Annotated in this window: 21 protein-coding genes and 1 other annotated feature; of the genes, 4 read left to right on the top strand and 17 right to left on the bottom strand. The window is 38.9% G+C overall.

The genetic code is table 11. The features are described from left to right. Position 1: 1 nt before the first annotated feature. The 8 genes from pilM to ABES03_RS02285 all read right to left on the bottom strand — a co-directional run bounded on the left by pilM (position 2) and on the right by ABES03_RS02285 (position 8,394). On the bottom strand, positions 2–997 hold the full coding sequence (gene pilM, locus ABES03_RS02320; RefSeq protein WP_430114807.1) for a type IV pilus biogenesis protein PilM: 996 nt from the start codon (positions 995–997) through the stop codon (positions 2–4). Between the two features lie 16 nt (positions 998–1,013). Continuing rightward, complete coding sequence (locus ABES03_RS02315; protein ID WP_430114805.1) at positions 1,014–1,769, bottom strand: prepilin peptidase; 756 nt, start codon at positions 1,767–1,769, stop codon at positions 1,014–1,016. Next, positions 1,769–2,200, bottom strand: a complete 432-nt coding sequence (locus ABES03_RS02310; protein ID WP_430114804.1) for a prepilin-type N-terminal cleavage/methylation domain-containing protein — start codon at positions 2,198–2,200, stop codon at positions 1,769–1,771. The genes ABES03_RS02315 and ABES03_RS02310 overlap by 1 nt, the downstream gene beginning before the upstream one ends. 139 nt (positions 2,201–2,339) lie before the next feature. Further along, on the bottom strand, positions 2,340–3,545 hold the full coding sequence (locus ABES03_RS02305; RefSeq protein WP_430114803.1) for a type II secretion system F family protein: 1,206 nt from the start codon (positions 3,543–3,545) through the stop codon (positions 2,340–2,342). Next, a complete protein-coding gene (locus ABES03_RS02300; RefSeq protein WP_430114802.1) occupies positions 3,538–4,587 on the bottom strand; it encodes a type IV pilus twitching motility protein PilT in 1,050 nt (349 codons plus the stop codon). The genes ABES03_RS02305 and ABES03_RS02300 overlap by 8 nt, the downstream gene beginning before the upstream one ends. A gap of 12 nt (positions 4,588–4,599) precedes the next feature. Beyond that, the gene (locus tag ABES03_RS02295) at positions 4,600–6,261 is read right to left on the bottom strand and encodes a GspE/PulE family protein (RefSeq protein ID WP_430114801.1); all 1,662 of its coding nucleotides are present in this window, start codon (positions 6,259–6,261) and stop codon (positions 4,600–4,602) included. Between the two features lie 14 nt (positions 6,262–6,275). Next, positions 6,276–7,598, bottom strand: coding sequence for a VanW family protein (locus ABES03_RS02290; protein WP_430114799.1), 1,323 nt, complete (start codon positions 7,596–7,598; stop codon positions 6,276–6,278). 16 nt (positions 7,599–7,614) lie between these two features. Continuing rightward, positions 7,615–8,394: a hypothetical protein gene (locus ABES03_RS02285; RefSeq protein ID WP_430114797.1), complete on the bottom strand. Its 780-nt coding sequence runs from the start codon at positions 8,392–8,394 to the stop codon at positions 7,615–7,617. A gap of 162 nt (positions 8,395–8,556) precedes the next feature. Here ABES03_RS02285 and ABES03_RS02280 point away from each other — a divergent pair, with 162 nt between their 5' ends. Genes ABES03_RS02280 through ABES03_RS02270 form a run of 3 tightly spaced genes read left to right on the top strand, consistent with a single transcriptional unit; the run spans position 8,557 to position 10,358 of the window. Beyond that, positions 8,557–8,988 (top strand): PulJ/GspJ family protein, encoded by a 432-nt coding sequence (locus tag ABES03_RS02280; RefSeq protein ID WP_430114796.1) that lies wholly within the window; start codon positions 8,557–8,559, stop codon positions 8,986–8,988. A 3-nt stretch (positions 8,989–8,991) separates the two neighbouring features. Further along, positions 8,992–9,444, top strand: coding sequence for a PilW family protein (locus ABES03_RS02275; RefSeq protein ID WP_430114795.1), 453 nt, complete (start codon positions 8,992–8,994; stop codon positions 9,442–9,444). A 2-nt stretch (positions 9,445–9,446) separates the two neighbouring features. Next, entirely contained in the window at positions 9,447–10,358 is a 912-nt protein-coding gene (locus ABES03_RS02270) for a type II secretion system protein (RefSeq protein WP_430114792.1), read from the top strand. 50 nt (positions 10,359–10,408) lie between these two features. Here ABES03_RS02270 and ABES03_RS02265 read toward each other — a convergent pair whose 3' ends face one another. The 3 genes from ABES03_RS02265 to ABES03_RS02255 all read right to left on the bottom strand — a co-directional run bounded on the left by ABES03_RS02265 (position 10,409) and on the right by ABES03_RS02255 (position 16,225). Next, positions 10,409–12,124, bottom strand: a complete 1,716-nt coding sequence (locus ABES03_RS02265; RefSeq protein ID WP_430114791.1) for a sensor domain-containing diguanylate cyclase — start codon at positions 12,122–12,124, stop codon at positions 10,409–10,411. Positions 12,125–12,192: 68 nt separating this feature from the next. Continuing rightward, complete coding sequence (locus tag ABES03_RS02260) at positions 12,193–13,515, bottom strand: bifunctional folylpolyglutamate synthase/dihydrofolate synthase (protein WP_430114790.1); 1,323 nt, start codon at positions 13,513–13,515, stop codon at positions 12,193–12,195. Between the two features lie 67 nt (positions 13,516–13,582). Beyond that, positions 13,583–16,225 (bottom strand): valine--tRNA ligase, encoded by a 2,643-nt coding sequence (locus ABES03_RS02255; RefSeq protein WP_430114788.1) that lies wholly within the window; start codon positions 16,223–16,225, stop codon positions 13,583–13,585. 53 nt (positions 16,226–16,278) lie between these two features. Continuing rightward, positions 16,279–16,515: a binding site (T-box leader), on the bottom strand. 160 nt (positions 16,516–16,675) lie between these two features. Between ABES03_RS02255 and ABES03_RS02250 the strand changes: the two genes are divergently transcribed. Then, entirely contained in the window at positions 16,676–16,867 is a 192-nt protein-coding gene (locus ABES03_RS02250; RefSeq protein ID WP_309860309.1) for a hypothetical protein, read from the top strand. Positions 16,868–16,885: 18 nt separating this feature from the next. Here the strand turns inward: ABES03_RS02250 and ysxE are convergent, their stop codons facing one another. From ysxE to hemC, 6 genes are all read right to left on the bottom strand, one after another. Then, positions 16,886–17,923, bottom strand: coding sequence for a spore coat protein YsxE (gene ysxE / locus ABES03_RS02245; protein WP_430114785.1), 1,038 nt, complete (start codon positions 17,921–17,923; stop codon positions 16,886–16,888). A 92-nt stretch (positions 17,924–18,015) separates the two neighbouring features. Beyond that, the gene (gene spoVID, locus ABES03_RS02240) at positions 18,016–19,107 is read right to left on the bottom strand and encodes a stage VI sporulation protein D (protein ID WP_430114783.1); all 1,092 of its coding nucleotides are present in this window, start codon (positions 19,105–19,107) and stop codon (positions 18,016–18,018) included. A 454-nt stretch (positions 19,108–19,561) separates the two neighbouring features. Next, positions 19,562–20,848, bottom strand: a complete 1,287-nt coding sequence (hemL, locus tag ABES03_RS02235; protein ID WP_430114781.1) for a glutamate-1-semialdehyde 2,1-aminomutase — start codon at positions 20,846–20,848, stop codon at positions 19,562–19,564. 24 nt (positions 20,849–20,872) lie between these two features. Then, entirely contained in the window at positions 20,873–21,853 is a 981-nt protein-coding gene (gene hemB / locus ABES03_RS02230; protein ID WP_430114778.1) for a porphobilinogen synthase, read from the bottom strand. Then, entirely contained in the window at positions 21,854–22,639 is a 786-nt protein-coding gene (locus ABES03_RS02225) for a uroporphyrinogen-III synthase (RefSeq protein WP_430114776.1), read from the bottom strand. Next, complete coding sequence (hemC, locus tag ABES03_RS02220; protein ID WP_430114774.1) at positions 22,636–23,571, bottom strand: hydroxymethylbilane synthase; 936 nt, start codon at positions 23,569–23,571, stop codon at positions 22,636–22,638. Before hemC ends, ABES03_RS02225 begins: the two co-directional genes overlap by 4 nt. Positions 23,572–23,580: the final 9 nt, after the last annotated feature.

The following is a 23,580-nucleotide window of genomic DNA, read 5'->3' as shown; positions in this document are numbered from 1 at the left end:
ATTAATTCACCTCTTTTAAAGCGAGACCTAGTGATAGTAATAGATTTGCCGGCACGTTTCCTTTTTTTCCTTTATTAGTAGAATCAACAAGTAGCCTCTCAACTGGAACTTCAAATCTTTCTTTCATTTCATCCGTTACTGCTTGAAGCATAGGATGATCTCCTGCTATCAGAAACTTAGAAATTTCATTTTTCTCATTGTTAAGAGCATACCGATAAAAATCTATTAATTTACTGATCTCTTTAAAAATATCTTCAAACTCAATGACTAGTTCATCTGCTTCACCTGTGTATTTCAAGTTTAATAATCCCATATCGTCTCTTTTAATTTCCCATTGTTCTAAGTTGAAAGGTAAGGCGAAAGGACGCATAACAACAGGAACTGTCCGCTCAAAAATACAAAAATTCACACTTGTTAAATCAAGTTGAATAGTAAAAAGGTTTTCATTTTCACGTTGGTGACCAATCTGATGGTATAAGCGATATAAGGCTAGTGGAGAAATATCCGCAGCAACTGGTGTTAGTTTTAAACTTGAAAATAAATCAGCATATTCCATAACATGTTGTTCTGGAGCTGCAAATAAAAGAAGGTCTTTTGTTTTGTCATTGCTTGTAAGCGGATAAAAATCGAATACAGGCTCTTCAAAAGGTAAATGAATACTTGAGCCAAGTTCCAGATACAAATAACCCTTCATTTCATCATCTTGAATTTCTACAGGAACAGATACTTTACGAATGATGACTAGTTGGTCAGGTACGATAAATCGAATAGAACGACGCTGAATTTTCCATTCATCAATACACTCTTCTAAAATGTTCGCTAAAGAATCAATATCGACAATTTTTCCATCCGAAATGATGCCAGGAGGTAAGAAGCGCTCTCCCCATTTTTGGGGTGCAGGAGGATTGGCTTGCTTCAATTCCACATAGCGAATGGAGTGGTCATTTAGTACTAGATTAATTATTCGGTTTTTAGATGAGAAGAGGGAAAAAGCCATGTAAAAAACCCCTTAGTTAAAATCCTTGATTAAGAAAACGTAAATAAAAGTCGATCATTTCCGATCCCCAATAATATGCGGACAAGGTTCCCGCAGCGATAAACGGGCCAAAAGGTATAGGTTGTCGCCTTTTGACGATTCTAAATAACATTGCTAATCCTCCGAGAACAGCACCGTACAAGGTCGAAAGAAAAAACGATAAAAGAACCAATTTAAATCCAAGGATAAATCCTAATAATGCATACAGTTTTACATCTCCAAAACCCATGCCGCCTTTGCTGACAAGTGCGATAACTAAAAGAAGAGTAAAACCTACAATAGCTCCAAACAGGCTGTCCCACCATGGTGTTAATGGCCAGATTATTCGTTCCAATAAAAAAATCCCTGCAAACCAGATGAGAATTTTATCAGGGATGATCATATAGTGAATATCCGAAACGATGATAATAATAAACATTGAAATTAATGATAAGGCAACAACTAATTCACTAGACCATCCAACTACAAATGGAGCAGTTACGAACAAAATTCCTGTTAATAGTTCCATAGTAGGATATATAGGAGAAATCCGCGACTGACAGCCGCGGCATTTCCCTTTTTGAAGCATATAAGATATTACAGGTATTAATTCATAGGCTCTTAACTGATGGCCGCATGTTGGACAGGCAGAACGTGGAGCGACAATTGATTTTTTCAATGGAACCCGGAGACCAACAACGTTGAAGAAAGAGCCTAAAACTAAACCATATAGTACCAAAAATAGATAAAACATTATCTTGCTGCTGTTGCTAATTCATCTTCTGTTACTACACTGGAATCATTATAAGTAGATTTCACAACACTTGCAGATTCGTGACCTGTAATAGTGAAAGTGTTAGTAGTTGCATTATAGTTTACAGTAAAATCTTTGTCTTTTACTTTTGAGATATATTTTGATAAAGGTTCTTTATCAACTCCGGCACCCGCACTTGAATTATATACCCATGATGTTTTTGTACTATCATCTGTATGTGCTAATCGTGCTGCATCAAGGATTTGCAAAGCTTCAGCAACCTTTGCATCGTCCTTACTTCTATCAATCACACCACTAATTGTTGGAATTGCAATAGCCGCAATGATACCTAGGATTACTATTACCGCAAGTAGTTCTATTAATGTTAGTCCACGTTGATCTTTTAACTTATTTTTTAATTTTTGAAACATAATTTCATCTCCTTTATGGTTCTATGAACCTAGTAATATTGTCTCTTGTAGTATACATTATTTTACAAAGATATGAAAAGAGAATTATTTGGTATTATGTCACTTCTTATCAAATTTATTAATAAATTATCAATATATGTTAATGAATTTGATTAAACATGTCAAACATTGGAACCATAATTGATGTAACGATTGTCCCAACTAAGGCCGCTAGTATAACAATCATTAAAGGCTCAATTAGTGATTTTAGCTGATCTGTACCAGTTTCAACCTCTTTCTCGTAGAACTCAGCAATTTTAGATAGCATCGCATCTAATGCTCCAGTTTCCTCCCCTATTGCAATCATTTGTGTGACAAGTGGTGGAAAAGCCCAGTGCTTATACATCGGCTCTGTCATTGATCGCCCTTTCTCGAGAGATTCTCTTGAATCACGAATAACCATAGCAAGGACTTCATTTTCTACAACCTTTTCAACGATTGACATTGCTTGAAGAATTGGCACAGAACTTGAAAACAATGAACTAAGTGTCCGCATCATCCTTGCCAAAGCAGCTTTTTGCATTAAGTTCCCAAAAATCGGCATCCTTAATTTCATATAATCTAAGTAATATTTGGTATTACTATTACTATTTAAATAGGTAAATAGAAAAATAATAGCAAAAATCAATATAGCTAATATCCACCAAAATGATTGCATAAATTCACTTGCAGAAAGAACAAATCTAGTAATTGCTGGCAACTGACCACCCAAATCTGCAAACATTGTTACAAAGGTTGGGACAACAGCTACGAGCAAAAAAATAACAACTGCAATGGCAATAATTCCGACAACGACTGGATATGCAAGCGCAGATTTTATCTTTTGCCTGGTATAATGTTGCTTCTCAAAATGCTCAGCCAAGCGGTCTAGCGTCTCATCTAAGTTCCCGCTCACTTCCCCTGCTTTGACCATATTAATAAACATTGGGGTATATATTTTTTTGTGCTTAGACACCGCTTCCGAAAGTGGATTCCCTTCTCGTAAGTCTTCTTCTACGCTAAGTAGTGCCTTTTTAAGCGCTTTACTCTCTGTTTGAGCAGAGAGTATAACTGTTGCTTCAACAACGGTTACTCCCGCCTTAATTAATGTAGAGAATTGCCTAAGATAGATCACAAAATGTTGAAGTTTCACAGGATCTCCAAAAGAAATATCCTTTGTCAGCAAGGTCTCTGGAACCTCCGTCATTTCAATAACTCGGATTCCCTCATCCTTTAATTTCATCATCGCTTCGCGCTTAGAACTCGCAGTAACGGTGCCCTGTCGCTTACCTCTTCGATCACGCCCTTCATATTTAAACCTAGCCATTTAACAACATCTTTTCTTGTAGGTATTGTGACGCTGCATCCTTTTGGATCACACTCCGGTCAATTAAATCTCTAATACTCATTTCAAGAGTATGCATTCCCTGGGCTCGGGACGTTTGCATCGTACTTTGTATTTGGTGTATTTTCTCATTTCGAATTAAGTTAGCGATTGCCGCATTATTCACTAGTATTTCTGTTGCAGCTTTTCTGCCTTGTTTATCCACAGTGGGAAATAAACGTTGAGAGATAACACCAACTAGCACTGAAGCAAGCTGTATACGTATTTGTGGCTGTTGTGCGGATGGAAAAACGTCAATAATCCTATTAATCGTTGTTGGTGCACTTGATGTATGGAGTGTTCCAAGTACAAGATGTCCGGTTTCTGCTGCTGTAATGGCAATGGACATCGTCTCTAGATCCCTCATCTCTCCCACAAGAATAACATCAGGGTCCTGGCGAAGCGCAGCCTTTAAACCACTTGCATAATTGTTTGTGTCAAATCCTACTTCTCGTTGATCAATGATAGAATTTCCATGTCGATGTAAATACTCAATTGGATCTTCTAAGGTGATAATATGTTTTCTCATCGTGCGATTCATATAATCAATCATAGAAGCTAAAGTTGTTGATTTTCCACTTCCGGTTGGACCCGTTACAAGAATAAGTCCTTGTGGCTTCTCTACTAACTTATGGACAATCTCTGGAAGGTCTAAGTCTTCAATGGCTGGAACCTTAGATGCAACAACCCTTAAGGCTAGAGAGACACTTTTTCGTTGATGATAGGCATTTACACGGAACCGCGAACTGCCTGGAACACCATATGAGAAATCCAACTCCCCTTTTTCCTTAAAAATGTCCCACATATTATCAGGAATAATAGCTTTTGCCATAGCTTCCGTATCTGCTGGCAGCAAATTATCAGCACCATATCTTCTTAAATCACCATTAATCCGCATGACTGGAGGGACTCCGACAGTTAAATGAACATCGGATGCCTTATATTCAATCGCAGCCCTAAGTATGGAATCGATTTTTTCTCTCATGTTCATTTACTCCTACTCCAAAATTGCTACGCGCAGTACTTCTTCTGTCGTTGTTAACCCTTGTTTAATTTTTAACAAGCCATCATCTATCAAGAAGATGGTTCTATTTTTATTAGCCAGTTCCTTAAGCCTTTGGAATGACTCGCCATTCATCATTGCCCGACTCATTTCATCATTGATCACCAGTACTTCATGAAGGGCAATCCTACCCTTATAACCGGTCATATTACAGGAGGAACACCCTTTCCCACGTGTAATCTTTTCAATTTTCATCCCGCGTCTTGCAAAAATTTCATGCTCGCGTTTAGTTGGTTCCTGTATTTCTTGACAATCACGGCACACTTTTCGTACAAGTCGCTGAGATACAATTCCACTTAAAGAAGATGCAAGTAAAAAGGGTTCTACTCCCATATCCATCAATCTGGTTACGGTACCGATTGAATCATTTGTATGAAGGGTGCTCAACACTAAGTGACCAGTAAGAGAGGCACGGATAGCTACCTCCGCAGTTTCTTTATCACGGATCTCGCCGACCATGATAATATTCGGATCCTGACGAAGAATCGACCTTAATCCAGCCGCAAAGGTCATCCCTACATTGGTGTTCACCTGTATCTGATTAATTCCTTCTAGTTGATACTCAACAGGATCTTCGATAGTAATTATGTTGACCTCTTCACTGTTTAATTTATTTAATGCTGCATAAAGCGTGGAAGATTTCCCCGACCCGGTTGGACCTGTAATCAGCACAATTCCAGTTGGTTTTTCAATCATTTCATTAAATCGTTTCATATTCAGTGCGTTAAATCCAAGCTTATTTAGGTCATTTAATGTTGAACCCATATCAAGAAGGCGCATAACGATTTTTTCACCATATACCGTGGGCAATGTTGAAACACGTAGGTCCACGGGATGAAAATCGAGATTCATTTTAATCCGGCCATCCTGAGGTGTCCTGTGTTCAGTTATATCCAGATTAGACATAATTTTTATTCTAGCTGTCAGTACCCCTTGCATGTGGCGAGGTAAAACTCGTTCCACCCGTAAAACACCGTCAACACGATAGCGAACAACGACCTTCGTCTCCTGGGGATCAATATGAATATCACTCGCCTTTTGAACAGCGGCATTCGCTAGAATCTGGTTCACAAGACGGACAATTGGCGAATCAAGGTCTGTAACATCTTCTGACCGGCCCTTTTCCGTTTGCCTTAATTCACCTAGGAGTTCGTCTAATCCTTCATCGACATTATAATATTTATTAATTGAGCGAAGAATATCGTCCTTTGTGGCTATTGCGGGCTGGATTTGAAACCCTGTAGATAAGCGTAAATCATCAATGACAATAAAATCCATTGGATTTGCCATAGCGACAAAGAGCTTATTCCCTTCTCGCTTTAGTGGAATAATCAAATTTCTTCTGGCCGATTCTTTAGAGATAAGGGAAAAAAGATTTGTATCAAAAGGATAGTTAAATAAACTAATGTGTGGGATACCAAGCTGGAATTCGAGCACTTCAATTAATTGTTGTTCAGTAATAAATCCTCTTTGGAGGAGCGCCTCCCCAATTTTTTGATTCTTCGACTTTTCCTCCAGTGTTAGTTGGAGCTGCTCTAGGGTAATTAGTCCCACTTCAATTAATAAATCACCAAGTCTTTTTCTAACTTGCTTCATAGTTTATCCCTGCTTTATTTTGGTTGTTCATTCGGATTTCCCCAAATGTCACTATCAGATGATTGTTGTGGTGTTATGTCCCCATTTGTTGTTGATGTATTTCCAGTTAAGTCTGATGGAGTCGTAGTCTGACTACTATTCTCAGTAGTTGTCTGGCTTGTAGTTACAGCAGGTTGACTTTGAACATTATCTCCTAGTCCATGAATCTCAACCTGATAGGTGGCAGGATAGTAATCTTCAGAAATTAATTCACTTTTTATAAATGCTTCTCCCTGATAAACATCTCTATAAACCCTGATAATAAGACCCTCTGTCCCAATTGTCTGAACCTTGGTTTTTCCTGGTAAAAGTAATGGGCTGTATTGAACAATCACTTTAGGCTTGAGCTTTTGTTCTTCTTTTGTACTAATTTTATAGTTGTAAGCAAACTTCTCACCCATTAGGGTAACCTTTAATTGACTATTGGTTAATTGCAGCTCCAGATTATACTTTGCCTTATTAGGGTTAGCTATAACTAAATCTGTGTCCTTACTTTGATTTACTTTCGCTTCAAAGCCTAATAATGCGTATTCTGGTAATGAACTGCTGATGTTTCTTTCGATAATGTTAAGGTTCGATGGTAGCACTGCTTGATAAATACCTGTAGCTAATACATCTAATGCATAACTATCTTTTATATTATCTTTTTTCGCTAAGTCTAGCAGTGAGAAAGTGGTTTCCTTTTGAAGTTCGATTGTGGGATTTTTCTCTACTAAGGACTGGAGATCAAACGGAACATTGTCTAAATCAATTACAACGGAATTTAAAATAGTCTCTTTTTTGCTCGCAGCTAGTAGAAAGTCATTATAGATATTAAAACTATGAGACCCTGCTTCAAATAGTGAAGCCATTTCATTTAAACTAAGGGTGAGTTTGTCTACGTCAAGATCACTGCTTTTTAATTGTGGAAATAGAATTTCTACTTGTTCTACTATCTGAGCTTTGTCAATTGTCATTACAGCTTTATTTTTTTGACCATCTTTAACCGAATTGATGGTCTTATTCGCATCTAAATGAAATTGACTTAAATCAATATCAGCAGTTGTTTCTCCATATTGCAGTTGAATAGTCGTTTCCTTTGGCCAGTTTGTATATTTATGTTCTATAAGACTAATAGCTTCTTCCTTCGTTTTGCCTGACAGGTCAAGGGTTCCAATAGTCGTTCCATCCGAAAACCTTCCGTCAGCATTTGTTAATTTATCGAAAGCTTTCGCACCATAATGGGAGAAGCTAAAAATAAATGCTGTACCAAATAGTAAAACAATAAACAGCTTAATAATTTGATGACTCTTATTCAAATTTCTCCCCCTCAGATTACTTTTGTAAGATTAAATTTTTCTTAACTTCCTTTTCATCTTGAGCTGCTGCCACCTCTTTATTTGAATAATGCATTGCTGATGCATTATCTATTAAACTTTCTAACTCGTCCAATATTGGCAATCCTTCTGAATCATCTTCTTGGAACGGCAGTAAATCGTCCACTTTCTCCAAGAAATCGTTATTCACATAGTTTTTCCCTACTGATAAATCTCCATCTAGCAAACTCTCTATCTCAGATAAATAATCGATTTCTGGTGTGACCTCAACTATTTTTTGTTCGTCGTTAACAGTAATTCTATTCCGCTCTAATAAAAATGAAATATCTTCTTCTAAAATATTACTTTCTTCATTGAATGTTTTTTCCATTACTTGTAGGACTGCACTCTGACCTTGCAGGTTACTGTCAGAAACAAAAGGTAATTTTATGTTTAACTCAGTAAGCTCTATATTAGTGGTTTCTTTTTCTATTTTTGTATTTCGGACAGGAGTGATATATTCTGCACTTGGAACTTCTTCTTCAACAGTGTTTCCCTTAAAAATCATAGCCCCACTACGGTTTCCCATAAAGTATGCTAGTAAAATAATAACTAACATTAGCATTAATGCAGTTTCCCAAAGCGGAAACACTGGAACGGCTGCTAGTCCTCCTATCGCTAACAAAAAACTAGTTATTACAACATATATCTTACCTTTACTAGTAAATCCTAATGGTAAGATCGCTATAATTAACATAAGTCCAAACATAGAACTTATGGCCCACGCTATTGATACCATCTATTCACACCCTCACATATTAATTCATATATCCTAAAAAACAACATTTTTTTATCAAAATCTATTACTTTTTGTTCTTTTCTTCAAATATTAGACAAAAATCGCCTACTAAATATTGTATAATACTATTAAGTATTTTTAAAGCAGAAGGCGGGAATTTTTATGGAGGGAAGATTGCGTAGTCAAAAAGGACTAACATTAGTAGAAATCCTGGTTTCAATTGTATTGCTGGCAATTATTCTAACATCTTTTATAAGCTTTTTTACCCAGTCAGCATTATTTACCAAGAATAACGATCAAAAATTAGATACTATGCAAACTGCACAAAAAATTGTTAACTTAGTTGAAATAGAAATTACAAAACAAGATTTAATTGACAATTTTATTATCAATACTTCGGAGCAGGTAATAAAAACACCATTAACAAAAACTGAAATAGAAGGATTAATAGATGATACTATTGATCCTAGGTATGATGTAACAGTGGAAATATCAAAAAATAGCTCCCAGAATCTAATTATGTTTAAAATCATTGTCCAAGATCCTACAAGTGCTGGTAATAAATCTGAAACATACACTTATATTCGAAGGTGAGACATGAAAAATCAAAAAGGAATCACGCTAGTGGAAGTTTTAGCAGCCCTTTCAATTCTGTTAATTATTTCTTCAGTCATATATGGAGTACTAATTAGTTCAAAAAAAAACTACAATAATATTTCAGAAAAGGTAAATTTAAACCAAGAAGCTAATCTAATATTAGCTACTATAAAAAATTACCATCAAAAAGAATCGTTGCATTCCCTTGATGTTAATTCAAAAGAATATTATTTAATTAAATATGATGATAGTGAACACGTCTATATCGGTAAATCATCCACAGACCTCGTTCCAATGAAAAAAGAAGGATTGAGTATAAACATTAAAATTGATGAGGTTGAACTTACTGGTGAAAAAGTTATTTATCCAGCAGAAGCACTTACTATATATATAAAGGTGTTTAATCAAAAAGGACAATCATATGAGGTAAACACAGTTATAAAACAGTATTAGGGGTGATTATTATAAAGAGCGAAAAAGGTTACACGCTGATTCTTGTTATGATTGTTATGACTGTAGTAATGATTTTAGGTTTAGCCTTAAGTGGGGCAGCATTAAACGCTAGAACTCAAGTAAAAAAAACTGATTTCCATAACAAAGCCACTGACTTAGCAGAAATGGGGATAACCTATTATCAGCCCATAGTTACTAATTTAGTTACCACAGCTAAGGCAACTGCTACAGCAAAAAAAGCTATTGCAACTAATACTAAGTCCTATGACTATTATTTCCATGAAGCATTATTAACATCTTTAAGGAATAGTATAGCCCCAGTAGAGGTTGACACTACTAACAATAAATTTGAAATCACTTTTAAAACCATAGATCCCCCTAATTCTGATGCTGTTTCAAATAAGATCATTATTAACTTTGAGAGTAAAGGAACTGCGTCAGGTGAACCCGCAACAGTTAATGGTTTTTTCACAATCGATAAAATTTCACAATCGAATAAAGTAGGGCAGCCAAAACCAGCACCATCCTCTTATACAACGAATGAAACACAACAAGTTTTATTGCTGAATAGCTCCAAAGATAAAAATAAAGATAAACCTTATGAGTATTCAACTTATTTTAGTAATGATATCGTTATAGAAGGTAAACGCTCTGTAACTGTAAAAGGGGATGCATACATTACTAAGTTAACCTTGCAAGGCTCAGCTAGAATAAATATATATGGGGATGCTATTTTCGCAAACACCATTGTAAATATTGGGGAAGCATATGGGGTTTGTATTACAGGTAAAACATACAAGCTAGATTCCAATTTTAAACTAGTTGACTACCCAATTGCAAAAAATACTTGTTATACTCCTGCAGTTAGTGAATGGCTTTTTAATGCGGACAAAGGAACAAAAGTTAAATACTAAAAAAACCGCAGGTCCCAAAGTGGAACCTGCGGTTTTTTGTATTATTATATTTAACATGAAGAATACTCCGCTACCCGGTTCCTACCTGCCCGCTTCGCCCCCACATAAAGTGCCCGGTCTGCATGGCGGATTAATGCTAATGCATCTTCGGCATCTTCTGGTGCGGTTGCCACACCGATGGAAGCAGTGATTCTGACCTGCTGCTGTTTTTGGTCTAACGACTGGCTTATGCTGAATGGCCAGTTGGCGATGGATTGACGGATGAGTTCAGCCATTTGATAGGCATCTTCTTTTGATACATCCGGTAATAGGACCACAAATTCCTCACCACCATAACGTGCAACAGTCCCTCGTCCTCCTACCAGCTTACTTAGACGATTAGAAAGTTCACAAAGAATCTCGTTACCACTTTGATGGCCATACGTGTCATTCACGTTTTTAAAATGGTCAATGTCGAGAATAATTAGTGAAAGCATTTTGAGTTCGAAACGGGTGAGTTTTTCAAATTCTTCTGTTAGCATATTCTCAAAGTAACGATAATTATATAGATTCGTTAAGGCACAACGCTCGCTTTGTCTCTTAGTTTGCTCATAATGGCGTGCATTTTCAATAGCGACAGCAAAATGAGAACAAAGAATATCGATAATCATTAGCTGCGATTTTTCATAAGCTCGTTTTCTTCTTGATGCTAATAGTAAGACACCAATTAACTTTTTACTTCGAATAATGGGTACACCTAGAATACTCTCGGCATCCTCCGGAATGTAACCATTCGAATACTCAATCCAATCTTTCTTTGTTTTGAATAAAAAGGCCTTTCGGTTTGCCCAAACCATTCCACTGATTCCTTCATGGATACTCATAGACTGCTGATCATTTGGTAATACTTTTCCTGATTCAATCCGTCGAATCAATTTCAGTTCATCGCCACTGGCCTCAAGGATATAAGTATAATCCACCGGCAGCATTTCACTTAATTTTTTAATGAATAGGTCAACAACATCTTCAATAAACAGGCGTTCAGCCATTTGATGACCAATCTCCGCTGCCTTTTGCAAGTACTCATTTATTTTTTCACTAGAATAGTAGAGATTAAATACCATAGATAAGCTGACAAACGGAATTCCTACAAACAGAAGGGCTAATAAGCCCACTTGATTATAGAGAATGTACAAGATGAATCCAATTGGGAAAGTAATTAACGTTGTGATTGTTTCGACAAATAATTCTTTCCCAAAAAAGGGATCCTTACTTTTATAAATCACATACAAATTAAATGCGAGAATTACTTGATTTAAAGTATAGCTTAGTACAGCATACAAGACCGCCAGAAACAAGAAGTCTGCATTAATTTTTAGTTTTTCTCCTGTATCTCCACCAAGTAAATAATATAAACCGCCACTTAAAAAAGAAACGAAAAAGAACATAATCAAATTAAGCGGTAAGCGGAACAATTCACCCTTACGGAGAATCCTCAGCTTTAGAACTAAAACTACGACTGCAATTTGTGCAAAGATGATTTCTACAAATAAACCAAACCGCAAAAAGGTAGCGAGCGCCACCCATTGAATTAAAAAGATAAACATTTCGTTAATGACAATAGGCATGGAGGCAACCACTGAGGTTAATAGCAAAAAGGCTAATAGATCTATCCAATGCCCGTTAATCTCAGGCGGGTACGTATGATAGGTAAACCACAGCCCTGAAGGAACTAATAAAAACCATACAAGAAAAATGGCTTGTTTTGTTTGTGGTTTCACATTCATCTTGCCCCACCTCCCCCAATTATCACAAATTCAAGATAAAATCATTTTACCACTTTTACTATAGCTTGTCACAAAGAAATCGTCATATTTTTCAAATATTTACAAATTTGTGGCTTTGCTTCAGAAATGAAATATAGTGAACCGGTTATGACCAAGATACTCTTAGAATCGAGGTCCTGAATTTCTTCTAATAGATAGGATTCCCAGTTGTCGATAGCCAGTTTATTAGCCGATTGGCTGATTTGTAGTAATTCTTCTGCTGAAGCTGCTCGAGGAAAGTCAAAGCTGACAAATGAGAGTTGATTCGCTACCTGGTCCAGCTTTGCAATCATTTCATCCAGCTTTTTATCCTTTAATGCGGCAAATACAATATGGATATGTTGCTGTTTATATCTCGTTGATAATTCTTGGACCAGAGCTGTAATCCCTTCCTCATTGTGAGCCCCATCAATGATGACTAACGGTTTTTCAGATAGGATTTCAAATCTGCCTGGCCAGTAAGCCTTTTTCAAGCCTTTTCTAATAGCTTGATCACTGATAGGAAACGAACCCTCTTGATTTAAGTATTTTGCTGCACAGACTGCAAGGGCCGCATTTTCCGTTTGATGCTGACCGATCATACTGATTTCGAGCCCATTTATCATTTGTTCTTGTGTGGTCAAATTGAATACTTCTCCCTTAGCTAATGATTCGTGTCCACTTAAAGAGAATTCCTGATTCAATCGATAAATCGGTGCCTTCATTTTTTCTGCCTGATTCTCTATTACGTTAAGAGCTCCTGGATGTTTGACTGCCGTAAAAATCGGAGTGTGCTCCTTGATGATTCCTGCTTTTTCAAAAGCGATTTCCTCATATGAGTTTCCCAGAATATTTGTGTGATCCAATCCAATATTCGTAATAATAGAAGCTAATGGTTGCAGTATGTTAGTGGAATCGAATCGTCCCCCTAGACCTACTTCATAAACCACAATATCTACCTTTCCCATCTCTGCAAAATAATAAAACGACATAGCGGTGATCACTTCAAACTCAGTCGGCCCGCCAAGCTCTGTTTCTTCTAATTCATCCGCCAATGGTCGAATGACGTTGGCCAGGTGTAAAAGCTCTTCATCGGTAATCGGTTTTCCATTCACACTAATGCGCTCATTAAATTGCTCAATATATGGTGAGGTAAAAGTACCCACTACATATCCTGCTGCTTCTAGAATATTTCGAAGATAGGTGACCGTTGAACCTTTTCCGTTTGTGCCACCTACGTGAATCGTTTTAATCTTCTTTTCAGGGGACCCAAGCTTGTCCATCATCCATTCCATCCGCTTCAAACCAGGCTTAATCCCAAGCCGTAATCTTGCGTGGATCCAGTCTAGGGCTTCTTTATATGTAGTAAACATTTCGTGACACCCCTTTTTTATAAAGTGAAGACGAATTCCAAAGTGGAATTCGCCTCACCAACATTCATTATCCTCTTAATTCTTTAATACGTGCGTCAACAATGTTTCTCTTTTCTAGATAGTCTTGTTCCTTTGCACGCTCTTCAGCAACGACACTTTCTGGTGCTTTCTTCATAAATCCTTCATTGTTTAATTTCTTTTGAACCCGCTCTACTTCTTTATTTAATTTTTCATATTCTTTTTCAAGGCGGGCAATTTCTTCGTCAATGTTAATTAAGCCTTCAAGCGGAAGTATGATTTCTAAGCCTGTAATGACAGCCGTCATAGCCTTCTCAGGTGACTCAACAGTGATCCCCATTTGTAATTCCTCTGGATTACAGAAGCGCTCAATATAGCTGCGGTTTGTTTCGACAGCTTTTAGAATTGATACGTCCTTCGCTTTAACCAACATTTTAATTTTTTTACTCATTGGTGTATTCACTTCCGCACGAATGTTACGTACCGCGCGAATCATTTCCATAAGAAGCTTCATATCCTGTGCTGCCTGTTCATCGGAAAGCTCTGATTTCACCTCTGGCCATGCAGCCGTTGTAATGGACTCACCAGCATGTGGGAGGTTCTGCCAAATTTCCTCGGTAATGAACGGCATAAACGGATGTAACAGACGCATCGTTTGATCTAATACATAAGCTAAGATAGAACGAGTTGTTTTCTTAGCCGCTTCATCTTCACCATATAATGGAAGCTTCGCCATTTCGATGTACCAATCACAGAAGTCATCCCAAATGAAATTGTAGAGCGCACGACCCACTTCACCGAATTCATAGCGATCAGAAAGCTTGGTTACGTGATCAATCGTTTCATTTAACCTCGTTAAGATCCACTTATCCGCAACGGATTTTTCACCACTGAAATCAATTTCTTCATAGGTCATGCCGTCCATGTTCATTAAGGCAAAACGAGAAGCATTCCAAATCTTATTAGCGAAGTTCCAGGTAGCTTCAACTTTTTCAGTGCTGTAGCGTAAATCCTGACCTGGAGACGATCCTGTCGATAAGAAGTATCGTAAGGAGTCTGCCCCATATTGATCGATGACATCCATTGGGTCCACACCATTACCAAGTGATTTACTCATTTTACGTCCCTGTTCATCACGAACAAGACCATGGATCAGAACATCTTTAAACGGACGCTCACCTGTAAATTCGATGCTTTGGAAAATCATTCTGGATACCCAGAAGAAAATGATATCATAACCTGTTACCAGAACGTCTGTTGGGAAGTAACGTTTAAAATCTGCTGCTTCTTTGTTCGGCCAGCCCATGGTTGAGAACGGCCATAATGCTGAGCTGAACCAAGTATCTAATACGTCTTTGTCCTGCTCCCAGTTTTCAGCGTCTGCTGGTGCCTCTTGACCAACATATACTTCACCTGTTTCTTTGTGGTACCATGCCGGAATCCGGTGTCCCCACCAAAGCTGACGTGAAATACACCAATCACGGATATTTTCCATCCAACGCAAGTAGGTTTTCTCAAAACGGTCAGGAACAAAGTTTACTTTGTTTTCTTTATTTTGAAGAGCAATTGCTTCATCTGCCAATGGCTGCATCTTAACGAACCATTGCGTGGATAGGTAAGGTTCAACAACTGCACCACTACGTTCGGAATGACCTACGGAATGAAGATGCTCTTCAATTTTGAAAAGAACGCCTTGTTCTTGAAGGTCCTTTACAATTTGCTTACGGCATTCAAAGCGATCCATGCCTTTATATTTTCCTGCTTTATCGTTCATAGAGCCGTCTTCATTCATCACAAGGATACGCTCTAGATTATGACGGTTACCAAGCTCGAAATCGTTCGGGTCATGTGCAGGGGTAATTTTAACCGCTCCTGAACCGAATTCCATATCTACATAATCATCAGCTACGATTGGAATTTCACGGCCAACGATTGGCAGAATGACGGTTTTGCCAATTAAATGCTTATAGCGCTCATCTTCAGGATGAACCGCAACAGCTGTATCACCCAGCATCGTTTCTGGACGTGTTGTCGCAACCTCGATGGATCCAGTGCCATCTGCTAAAGGATATCTCAGATGGTAAAAAGCACCCTGAACATCTTTATAGATTACCTCAATGTCAGATAGGGCTGTTTTCGTAGAAGGATCCCAGTTAATAATATATTCACCGCGGTAAATTAATCCTTTATTGTATAGAGTAACAAATACTTCACGAACGGCATCTGATAACCCTTCATCCAAAGTGAAGCGCTCACGGCTGTAATCTAAGCCTAAACCAAGCTTTGACCATTGTTGACGGATGTGGGACGCATATTCTTCTTTCCACTTCCATGTTTCTTCAACGAATTTTTCACGTCCTAAATCGTAACGGCTTTTGCCTTCACTGCGAAGCTTCTCTTCTACCTTCGCCTGTGTGGCAATTCCCGCATGGTCCATACCAGGAAGCCAAAGAACATCATAGCCTTGCATCCGTTTCATACGTGTAACGATATCTTGAAGGGTTGTATCCCATGCATGACCTAGATGAAGCTTACCTGTTACGTTAGGCGGTGGAATAACAACGGTATATGGCTGTTTCCCCTCGTCATCCTTTGCTTCAAAATACTTTCCTTGTAGCCACCAGTCATAACGACCTTTTTCAATTGATTGCGGGTCGTATTTCGTTGGCATTGTTAGTTCTTTTGTTTCCATCTAAAATTCCTCCTTCTTAACTTCCGTGAAAAAACAAAAAACCCCATTCGTCATAAAAGGACGAATGGAGTTTGCTTCGCGGTACCACCTTTTTTCCAATCATAAAAATATGATTGGCACTTAACGGGATAACGGATTTCATCCGTCTTCAACTAATCAGATCATTGGACCTTTTCGCAGAAGAAGCTCCTGGGCGACCTTCTGATGTTCCTCTTAGGAAATCTTTCAGCTAATGATTTCCCTCTCTAAAAGTAGGCTGGCATCGTACTCTTCCCTGTCGTTGCTTGTTTTTTAAATTATATAGTTATACTACCGAAAAAAAGGGTTTGACGTCAATCATGATAACCAATTTTTTTATTTTTTATACTGTATGTATTTTAATGGAGAACTTCTATAGGCAATTGGAATATATATAAAAGAAAGGTCAAATCCCAAAGGGGAGGTTCTGGGATGAAGAGGAATTTTCATAAATACAAATACAAGCCTTGGTTCATCACGTGCCGAAGGATTGCTGCCCAGTTGATTATTCCGTTTAGTATTTTTCAATTTATCCGGACGTTACTTTTACCAACCGTCTTTGATGTACTACTATTAACCTGTTTTCTTGTTCTTGCTGTATCCATTTATTTTGACATTATTTAAGGAGCCCATCTTGCAGAGTTATGACTGCTGCTGGGCTCCTTCTTTTGCTTTTTGTGCGTTTTCTACTTCCGTCATTTTCATTACAATATACTCAGAATTCTTTAAATGCCAGTATCGGTGCTGCAGCTGGCTTACATACCTCAGCTCATTCTTTGGCCGCTGCTTTCGATAATAGCTCTCCGCTACCTGTATGATAGGAATGGGAAGAGCTAAATAGCTGAAAAATAATAACTTCTCATCCGGTTTAAACGGGAAGTATTTAAAATAATGATACACCCAGTCAATCGCCGTATCACTCCGCTTTGGTCTGGTATTGATTGCACGAGAAATATAAGGGAGCAAATCATGTATCGGTGAACCATAACGGGCATTTTCAAAATTAATAAAATAGCCGTATCCTCGATCATCATACAAAAAATGCTCAGAAGCTAATTTCCCATGGGTTATTACCATGCGGGCCTTTTCGTTTTCCTTCGTGCTCTCGTACCATTCTTCAAATTTTGTTTTTGAAAATCTTAGCGCTTGGCTAATTTCGTTATAATACATGCAATACAATAATTCGAACGGAGACATATAGGTCTTTTTTTCGCATTGATCGATAAATCCATCCAGGAATTCCTGCTGTTTTTCCATCTCTTGAATGGTTTTTTCATAATGCTCTGTTCGTTCTTCTTTGTTGACAGTGATTTCTTTTGCCGATAGGGTATGAAGTCTCGCTAATTCGCGAAATAACTGAAGATTAGTTTGCTCGCGGTTATCTTTTAGATCATTTGGCATCCAGGGCATGAGATAGTACAGATCATTTTCGTGCAACACGGCATACCTGCCGTCCATTGTTGGATAAATTGGGACGATGCGATTAAACCCTTTTTGGTATAAAAGATGAACATGGCGAATGAAATCAGTCCCGATAGAGGGATTGATTTTCTTTAAGGCAAATGTCCCTTTATTGGAATAAATTTTTTGTACGGTGCCATACTCCTCTACAAAATGAGGCTCAATATAATAATTTTGTAAAATCGGTGCCAGCTGTTGTACTCGGTTGGTCTCATTCATTTGAATTCGCCCTTCTTTCAATGAAAAAGCCGAAATAGCTTTTAAAAGAAGCTGAGCAGGTTAAATAAAACCCGCTCAACACTCGTGAATGGTTATTTTTTTGCAAAAGCACTAGGGATGTATAATACCTGACCCTCATACACATCTTGATTGAGTTCCAGATTATTTTCACGCAACAGATTTTGAACCGTGACATCATAACGGTCTGCGAGGGTATTTACTGTATCCCCCTTCTGTACTATGCACACTCTTAAACTGGTTTGGGCTGAGTTTTCGTCTTTCCTTGCAAAAAATTCGGTAAGTGTCATACTCTTCTTCTTTGCTGCCTTTTTCTTCTTGACCTTCGGTGCTTCCTCAGGGGATGATGAGCTTTCTTCTACATGCACTACTTCCTCTTCAAAAATAACCTCTGGTTGTGGTGCCGGTTGTTCTTGAACAACGATTTCCTCTTCTTCGATTTCAACCGGCTGGCCGCCTTCATTTCTGGCCCATGCAGGCTCAAATTCTTCTTGTTCTTCTGCTGAAGGCTGATAGTTAAAGGTTGGGAACTTCGGCAATACTTCTACTTCTTCCTCTTCCTGTTGTTTTCTTGCCTCCGCTTCAAATAAGAAGTTGTTTTCATATGTGCTCTGAACTGCCGCTTGTTCAATGGCTGCTTCTTCCTCAGCCTCTTCTGTTTCGTAACGGTTAAGTACCTCATATTCAGGTTCTTCTTGTTCCTGTTGCTCTGCACCATATAAACCACTAATGGTCAATTCTGCAGATAGCTTGAGACAGCTGCGCTCTGGTGTAGCATAATCGAAAGATTCAACGAGAACATCAATGTCATAGATGCTTTGAATCCGATTGTTTGGGATGGTGATATCGACTGGGAAGCGATGTGAAAATTCACAGGTGCCCTCCTCGCGTTCTGCCACCCTCTCTACAAACTTTTGTGACGCTACTTCCTGTTCGCCACCCTCATTGCTAGGTTCGTAACTTTTATATTCGCCGGTGAGCTCCAACGAACCACGTATGGTTACGTACTGATCATTTTCCTGGATGGTAATATCCGGGTCTAGAGAAATCGATAGAAGTTCCTCGACTTCCTGTCCTTTTCTAAACCACAAAGATTCCTCCAAAGAAAATCGTAGGCACGATTGATTCTCTTGGGACAAAGCGACTCCTCCTTTCGTATCCTTCACGCAAAATCACTATGTCACTTACACTCTATGAACCAATGGGTTTTTTTATGATAAAAAACATTATTGTGGAGGGAAAGAATTAGGAGAATCGTGATTCGCTGATAAAAAAGTTCGATCCGCTGAAAAAATCATAAATTCGCCGATACATTAGGGAAATTCGCTGATAGAAGCTCAAAATTCGCTGATAAATCATTTCAAATGCATGATCGAGTGTAATTTCGCACCACAAACCAAGCTATTTTGGCGTTTACAAACTTAAATTCAGGTAATTTTATTATTGAATTTTAATGATTGGCTCAAAATTAAACATTATTGGCTCATTTTAGCCAGTGATTGGCTCATTTTTGTGATGGATTGGCTCATTTTTCAGGGTTATTGGATAATTTACCACATTTAACCAAATTATCCCCGCAAAAAAACACCCACCATAATGGGTGGGTGCCTACAACTAGATTTATTTAAGCTTCGAAAAAGCAACTTCCGCTGCCTGAATCGTTTTTTCAATGTCTTCATCCGTATGGGCAGTCGATAGGAATAATCCTTCGAATTGAGAAGGTGGTAAAAAGATACCCTGCTCCGCCATTTCACGGTAGTACTCTGCAAAGAACTCTAAATTAGATGTCTTTGCTTTTTCAAAGTTAATAACCTCTTCATTCGTAAAGAAGAAACCAATCATAGATCCAGCACGGTTAAACGTAATAGGAATATCGTACTTTTCAGCAGCAGCCTTAAAGCCTTTTTCAAGAAGATCGCCCTTACGGATAAACTCCTCGTAATGTGCCGGCGTTAACTGGCTCAATGTTTCATAACCTGCTGTCATAGCAAGCGGGTTACCTGAAAGTGTTCCTGCTTGATAAATCGGTCCGCTTGGAGCGATTTGGCGCATGATTTCAGCCTTACCACCGTATGCCCCAACAGGAAGTCCTCCGCCGATTACTTTTCCAAGGCAAGTGATATCAGGCGTTATATTGAAATAACCTTGTGCACAGTTGTAACCCACACGGAAACCAGTCATTACTTCATCAAAAATAAGCAAAGCGCCATTAGAGGAAGTAATCTCACGCAGCCCTTCCAAGAATCCTGGAAGCGGCGGAACAAGACCCATATTCCCAGCAACTGGCTCAACAATGATACAGGCGATATCTTCACCGAATTGCTCAAACGCATATTTTACGCCTTCAAGATCGTTGTATGCTACCGTAATCGTATTAGATGCTACCCCTTCAGGAACGCCAGGGCTGTCAGGAAGACCGAGTGTAGCCACACCTGAACCAGCTTTAATTAATAGGGAATCCCCATGGCCATGATAGCAGCCTTCGAATTTCAAAATCTTATTACGACCTGTATATCCTCTTGCTAAACGAAGGGCACTCATCGTTGCTTCCGTACCTGATGATACCATCCGAACCACTTCGATTGATGGAACACGTTCAATCACAAGCTTTGCCAACTCATTTTCCATCAAAGTAGGAGCACCATAGCTAGTACCAAGCTCCGCTACTTTTTTCATTGATTCCACGACACGATCATTTGTATGTCCAAGGATCAGAGGACCCCATGAAAGTACATAGTCAATGTATTCATTGCTATCGATATCATAAATTTTAGACCCTTTTCCTCTTTCCATAAAAATCGGGTCCATATTCACTGATTTAAAGGCACGAACTGGACTGTTTACGCCGCCAGGCATAAGGGTTTGGGCTTCTTTAAATGCTTCAATTGATTTAGTATATGAGCGCATCCTTTTCCCTCTTTTCAAAAATGTTTATTGGTCTTCTTTTAACCAGCGAATCGCATCTTTTGCTGCATAAGTGATAATCAAGTCAGCACCGGCACGCTTCATGCCCATCAACATTTCAAGAACGGTGTTTTTCTCGTCAATCCAGCCGTTTGCAGAAGCTGCCTTAATCATGGAATACTCACCGCTCACGTTATAAATAACAATAGGCAGGTTAAAGGTATTTTTCATATCACGAACGATGTCAAGGTATGGCATACCTGGTTTAACAATTAAGAAATCAGCACCCTCAGCCACATCTGATTCTGCTTCTCTGAATGCTTCCATGCGGTTAGCCGGGTCCATTTGATAGGTTTTACGGTCACCGAATTGTGGTGCGCCCTCTGCTGCCTCACGGAACGGTCCGTAGAACGCAGAAGCATATTTCACCGCATAGGACATGATCGGAATCTCTGTAAATCCAGCTTCATCAAGACCGGCACGAATAGCAGCAACAAAGCCGTCCATCATGTTAGATGGAGCAATAATGTCTGCACCAGCTTGAGCTTGTGCCACGGCTGTTTTTACAAGAAGTTCTAATGACTCGTCATTAAGGATTTTCTCACCTTCTACGACGCCACAGTGTCCATGGCTTGTATATTCACACAAGCAAGTATCTGCTACAACGATAATTTCTGGGAAGTGTTCTTTAATAAACCGAGTGGCTACCTGAACAATACCGTGGTCATGATAAGCTTGTTCACCACACGCATCCTTCGTCGCAGGAATACCGAATAAAAGGACAGACTTAATGCCGTGAGCAACGATATCTTCCATTTCAGCTTGAAGATGGTCCATGGATACTTGGAACACACCTGGCATGGATGAAACTTCATTGCGGATGTTTTCCCCTTCATAAATAAACAGCGGATAAATAAAGTCCTCCGCTTTCAAGTGATTTTCTCTAACAAGTGCGCGCATGCTGGCACTAGAACGTAGGCGGCGATGACGTTTAAATTCAAGTTCCATTTATAATTCCTCCACATCTAAATAAGCAATTGTGCTTTTAATCATTTCTTTTACGGTATATTCCTCTGGTGAAGCATGAACGACGAGCCCGTGTTCCACTAGCTTTTTCTCTGTTACCGGACCGATACAGCCGATGACACACTTGTTTAGCTGTTCTTCAAGGCCGAAATCTTTGACAACCTCCATCAAATGATCCACCGTGGAAGGACTTGTAAAAAGCAGAATATCTAGCTGCTGGTCAGCCAGCATTCTTGCCAGCTTTTCCCGGCTTTCATCAGGCAGATAGGTTTCGTAAATGACGATTTCATCCACCATAGCTCCGGCTTCTGATAAGGCTCGTGAGATGTATTCCCGCGCAAGGTTTCCTTTTGGAAGCAAAACCCTCATTCCACTTTGTATATAAGGTAAAAACTCCTCAACAAATACTTCAGCCACATAGGCAGATGGAACAAATGTAGCAGTTAGCCCTTTTTCCTTCAAGCACTCTGCCGTCTTTTTCCCAATCACTGCAATCTTAGGAAATCTTTCATCCAACTCTTCCTTTTGGTAAAAAGAAAAAAAGGTCTCAACCGTTACATTGCTTGTAAAAATAATCCAATCATATGTATCAAGGGCCTTCAAAGAATCTTGAAGGCGATCGACTTTTTCAATAGGTCGAAAGGCAATAAGAGGGATTTCGATTGGAATCCCTCCCTCTCTTTCTACTAGCTGTGAAAAGGATTTTGCTTGATTTTCGCCTCTAGGAACAAGGACTTTTTTATCAAGCAAGGGCAATGATTGGATCATTGACCTTCCAGCTCCCGTTTCACCTTATCAATCAGGTCCTTGGCTCCTTTTTTAATTAATAAATCAGCAGCCTGAACACCAAGCTCTTCCGGATTTTGTCCTCTTAGTTCCTCTTTAAAGATCTCCTGACCTTCTGGAGAAGCAACAAGAACATTTAATACGACTTCATCATTTTCTTCTACTCGGGCAAAGCCAGCAATTGGCACCTGACAGCCACCCTCCATTTTTTGCAGGAAAGCACGCTCGGCACGAACCGCTGTTTCTGTTTTCTTGCAGGTGAATTTCTCAAACAGCTCTAGTAATTCTTTATCGTCTTCACGGCATTCAATGGATAGTGCTCCTTGCCCAACAGCAGGAATACAAATATCGGCATCAATAAATTCTGTTACAACGTCAGAAGCCCAGCCAAGGCGGGAAAGTCCTGCTGCTGCTAAAATGATGGCATCATATTCTTCTTCCTGTAATTTTGCTAGTCTTGTATCCACATTTCCACGGATCCATTTAATCTCTAAGTCTGGACGTTGAACTAATAGCTGAGCACTGCGGCGAAGGCTGCTCGTCCCTACAATTGCGCCTGGCTTTAAATCTTTCAACTTAACATGATCTCTTGAAATAAGAGCATCACGGTGGTCTTCACGGAAAGGAATACAGCCGATTGTAAGACCCTCAGGTAAAACAGCTGGCATGTCTTTCATACTGTGAACGGCCATATCAATCTCTTTATCAAGCATAGCTTGCTCTATTTCCTTAACGAATAACCCTTTTCCGCCCACTTTTGAAAGAGTGACATCGAGGATTTTATCCCCTTTTGTTACGATTTCTTTTACTTCAAACTCAAACCGAGGGTCCAGCTTCTTTAGCTGTTCAATTACCCAATTGGTTTGTGTTAATGCCAATTTGCTTCGTCTAGAACCAACAATAATTTTTCTCATGACTGCCTC

Origin of the sequence: Neobacillus rhizosphaerae (assembly GCF_050477885.1) — a bacterium.
GTDB classification, from domain to species: Bacteria; Bacillota; Bacilli; order Bacillales; family Cytobacillaceae; genus Neobacillus; species Neobacillus rhizosphaerae_A.
Note: the sequence above shows the minus strand (reverse complement) of the source record. Positions and strands in the feature narration are given on the sequence as shown.

Coding starts and splice junctions, on each gene's coding strand:
- pilM (WP_430114807.1), bottom strand. CDS start 997: ATGGCTTTTTCCCTCTTCTCATCTAAAAACCGAATAATTAATCTAGTA.
- ABES03_RS02300 (WP_430114802.1), bottom strand. CDS start 4,587: ATGAGAGAAAAAATCGATTCCATACTTAGGGCTGCGATTGAATATAAG.
- hemC (WP_430114774.1), bottom strand. CDS start 23,571: ATGAGAAAAATTATTGTTGGTTCTAGACGAAGCAAATTGGCATTAACA.
- ABES03_RS02315 (WP_430114805.1), bottom strand. CDS start 1,769: ATGTTTTATCTATTTTTGGTACTATATGGTTTAGTTTTAGGCTCTTTC.
- hemB (WP_430114778.1), bottom strand. CDS start 21,853: ATGGAACTTGAATTTAAACGTCATCGCCGCCTACGTTCTAGTGCCAGC.
- ABES03_RS02280 (WP_430114796.1), top strand. CDS start 8,557: ATGGAGGGAAGATTGCGTAGTCAAAAAGGACTAACATTAGTAGAAATC.
- hemL (WP_430114781.1), bottom strand. CDS start 20,848: ATGCGCTCATATACTAAATCAATTGAAGCATTTAAAGAAGCCCAAACC.
- ABES03_RS02305 (WP_430114803.1), bottom strand. CDS start 3,545: ATGGCTAGGTTTAAATATGAAGGGCGTGATCGAAGAGGTAAGCGACAG.
- ABES03_RS02265 (WP_430114791.1), bottom strand. CDS start 12,124: ATGAATGTGAAACCACAAACAAAACAAGCCATTTTTCTTGTATGGTTT.
- ABES03_RS02260 (WP_430114790.1), bottom strand. CDS start 13,515: ATGTTTACTACATATAAAGAAGCCCTAGACTGGATCCACGCAAGATTA.
- ABES03_RS02295 (WP_430114801.1), bottom strand. CDS start 6,261: ATGAAGCAAGTTAGAAAAAGACTTGGTGATTTATTAATTGAAGTGGGA.
- ABES03_RS02250 (WP_309860309.1), top strand. CDS start 16,676: ATGAAGAGGAATTTTCATAAATACAAATACAAGCCTTGGTTCATCACG.
- ysxE (WP_430114785.1), bottom strand. CDS start 17,923: ATGAATGAGACCAACCGAGTACAACAGCTGGCACCGATTTTACAAAAT.
- ABES03_RS02285 (WP_430114797.1), bottom strand. CDS start 8,394: ATGGTATCAATAGCGTGGGCCATAAGTTCTATGTTTGGACTTATGTTA.
- ABES03_RS02255 (WP_430114788.1), bottom strand. CDS start 16,225: ATGGAAACAAAAGAACTAACAATGCCAACGAAATACGACCCGCAATCA.
- ABES03_RS02275 (WP_430114795.1), top strand. CDS start 8,992: ATGAAAAATCAAAAAGGAATCACGCTAGTGGAAGTTTTAGCAGCCCTT.
- ABES03_RS02225 (WP_430114776.1), bottom strand. CDS start 22,639: ATGATCCAATCATTGCCCTTGCTTGATAAAAAAGTCCTTGTTCCTAGA.
- ABES03_RS02310 (WP_430114804.1), bottom strand. CDS start 2,200: ATGTTTCAAAAATTAAAAAATAAGTTAAAAGATCAACGTGGACTAACA.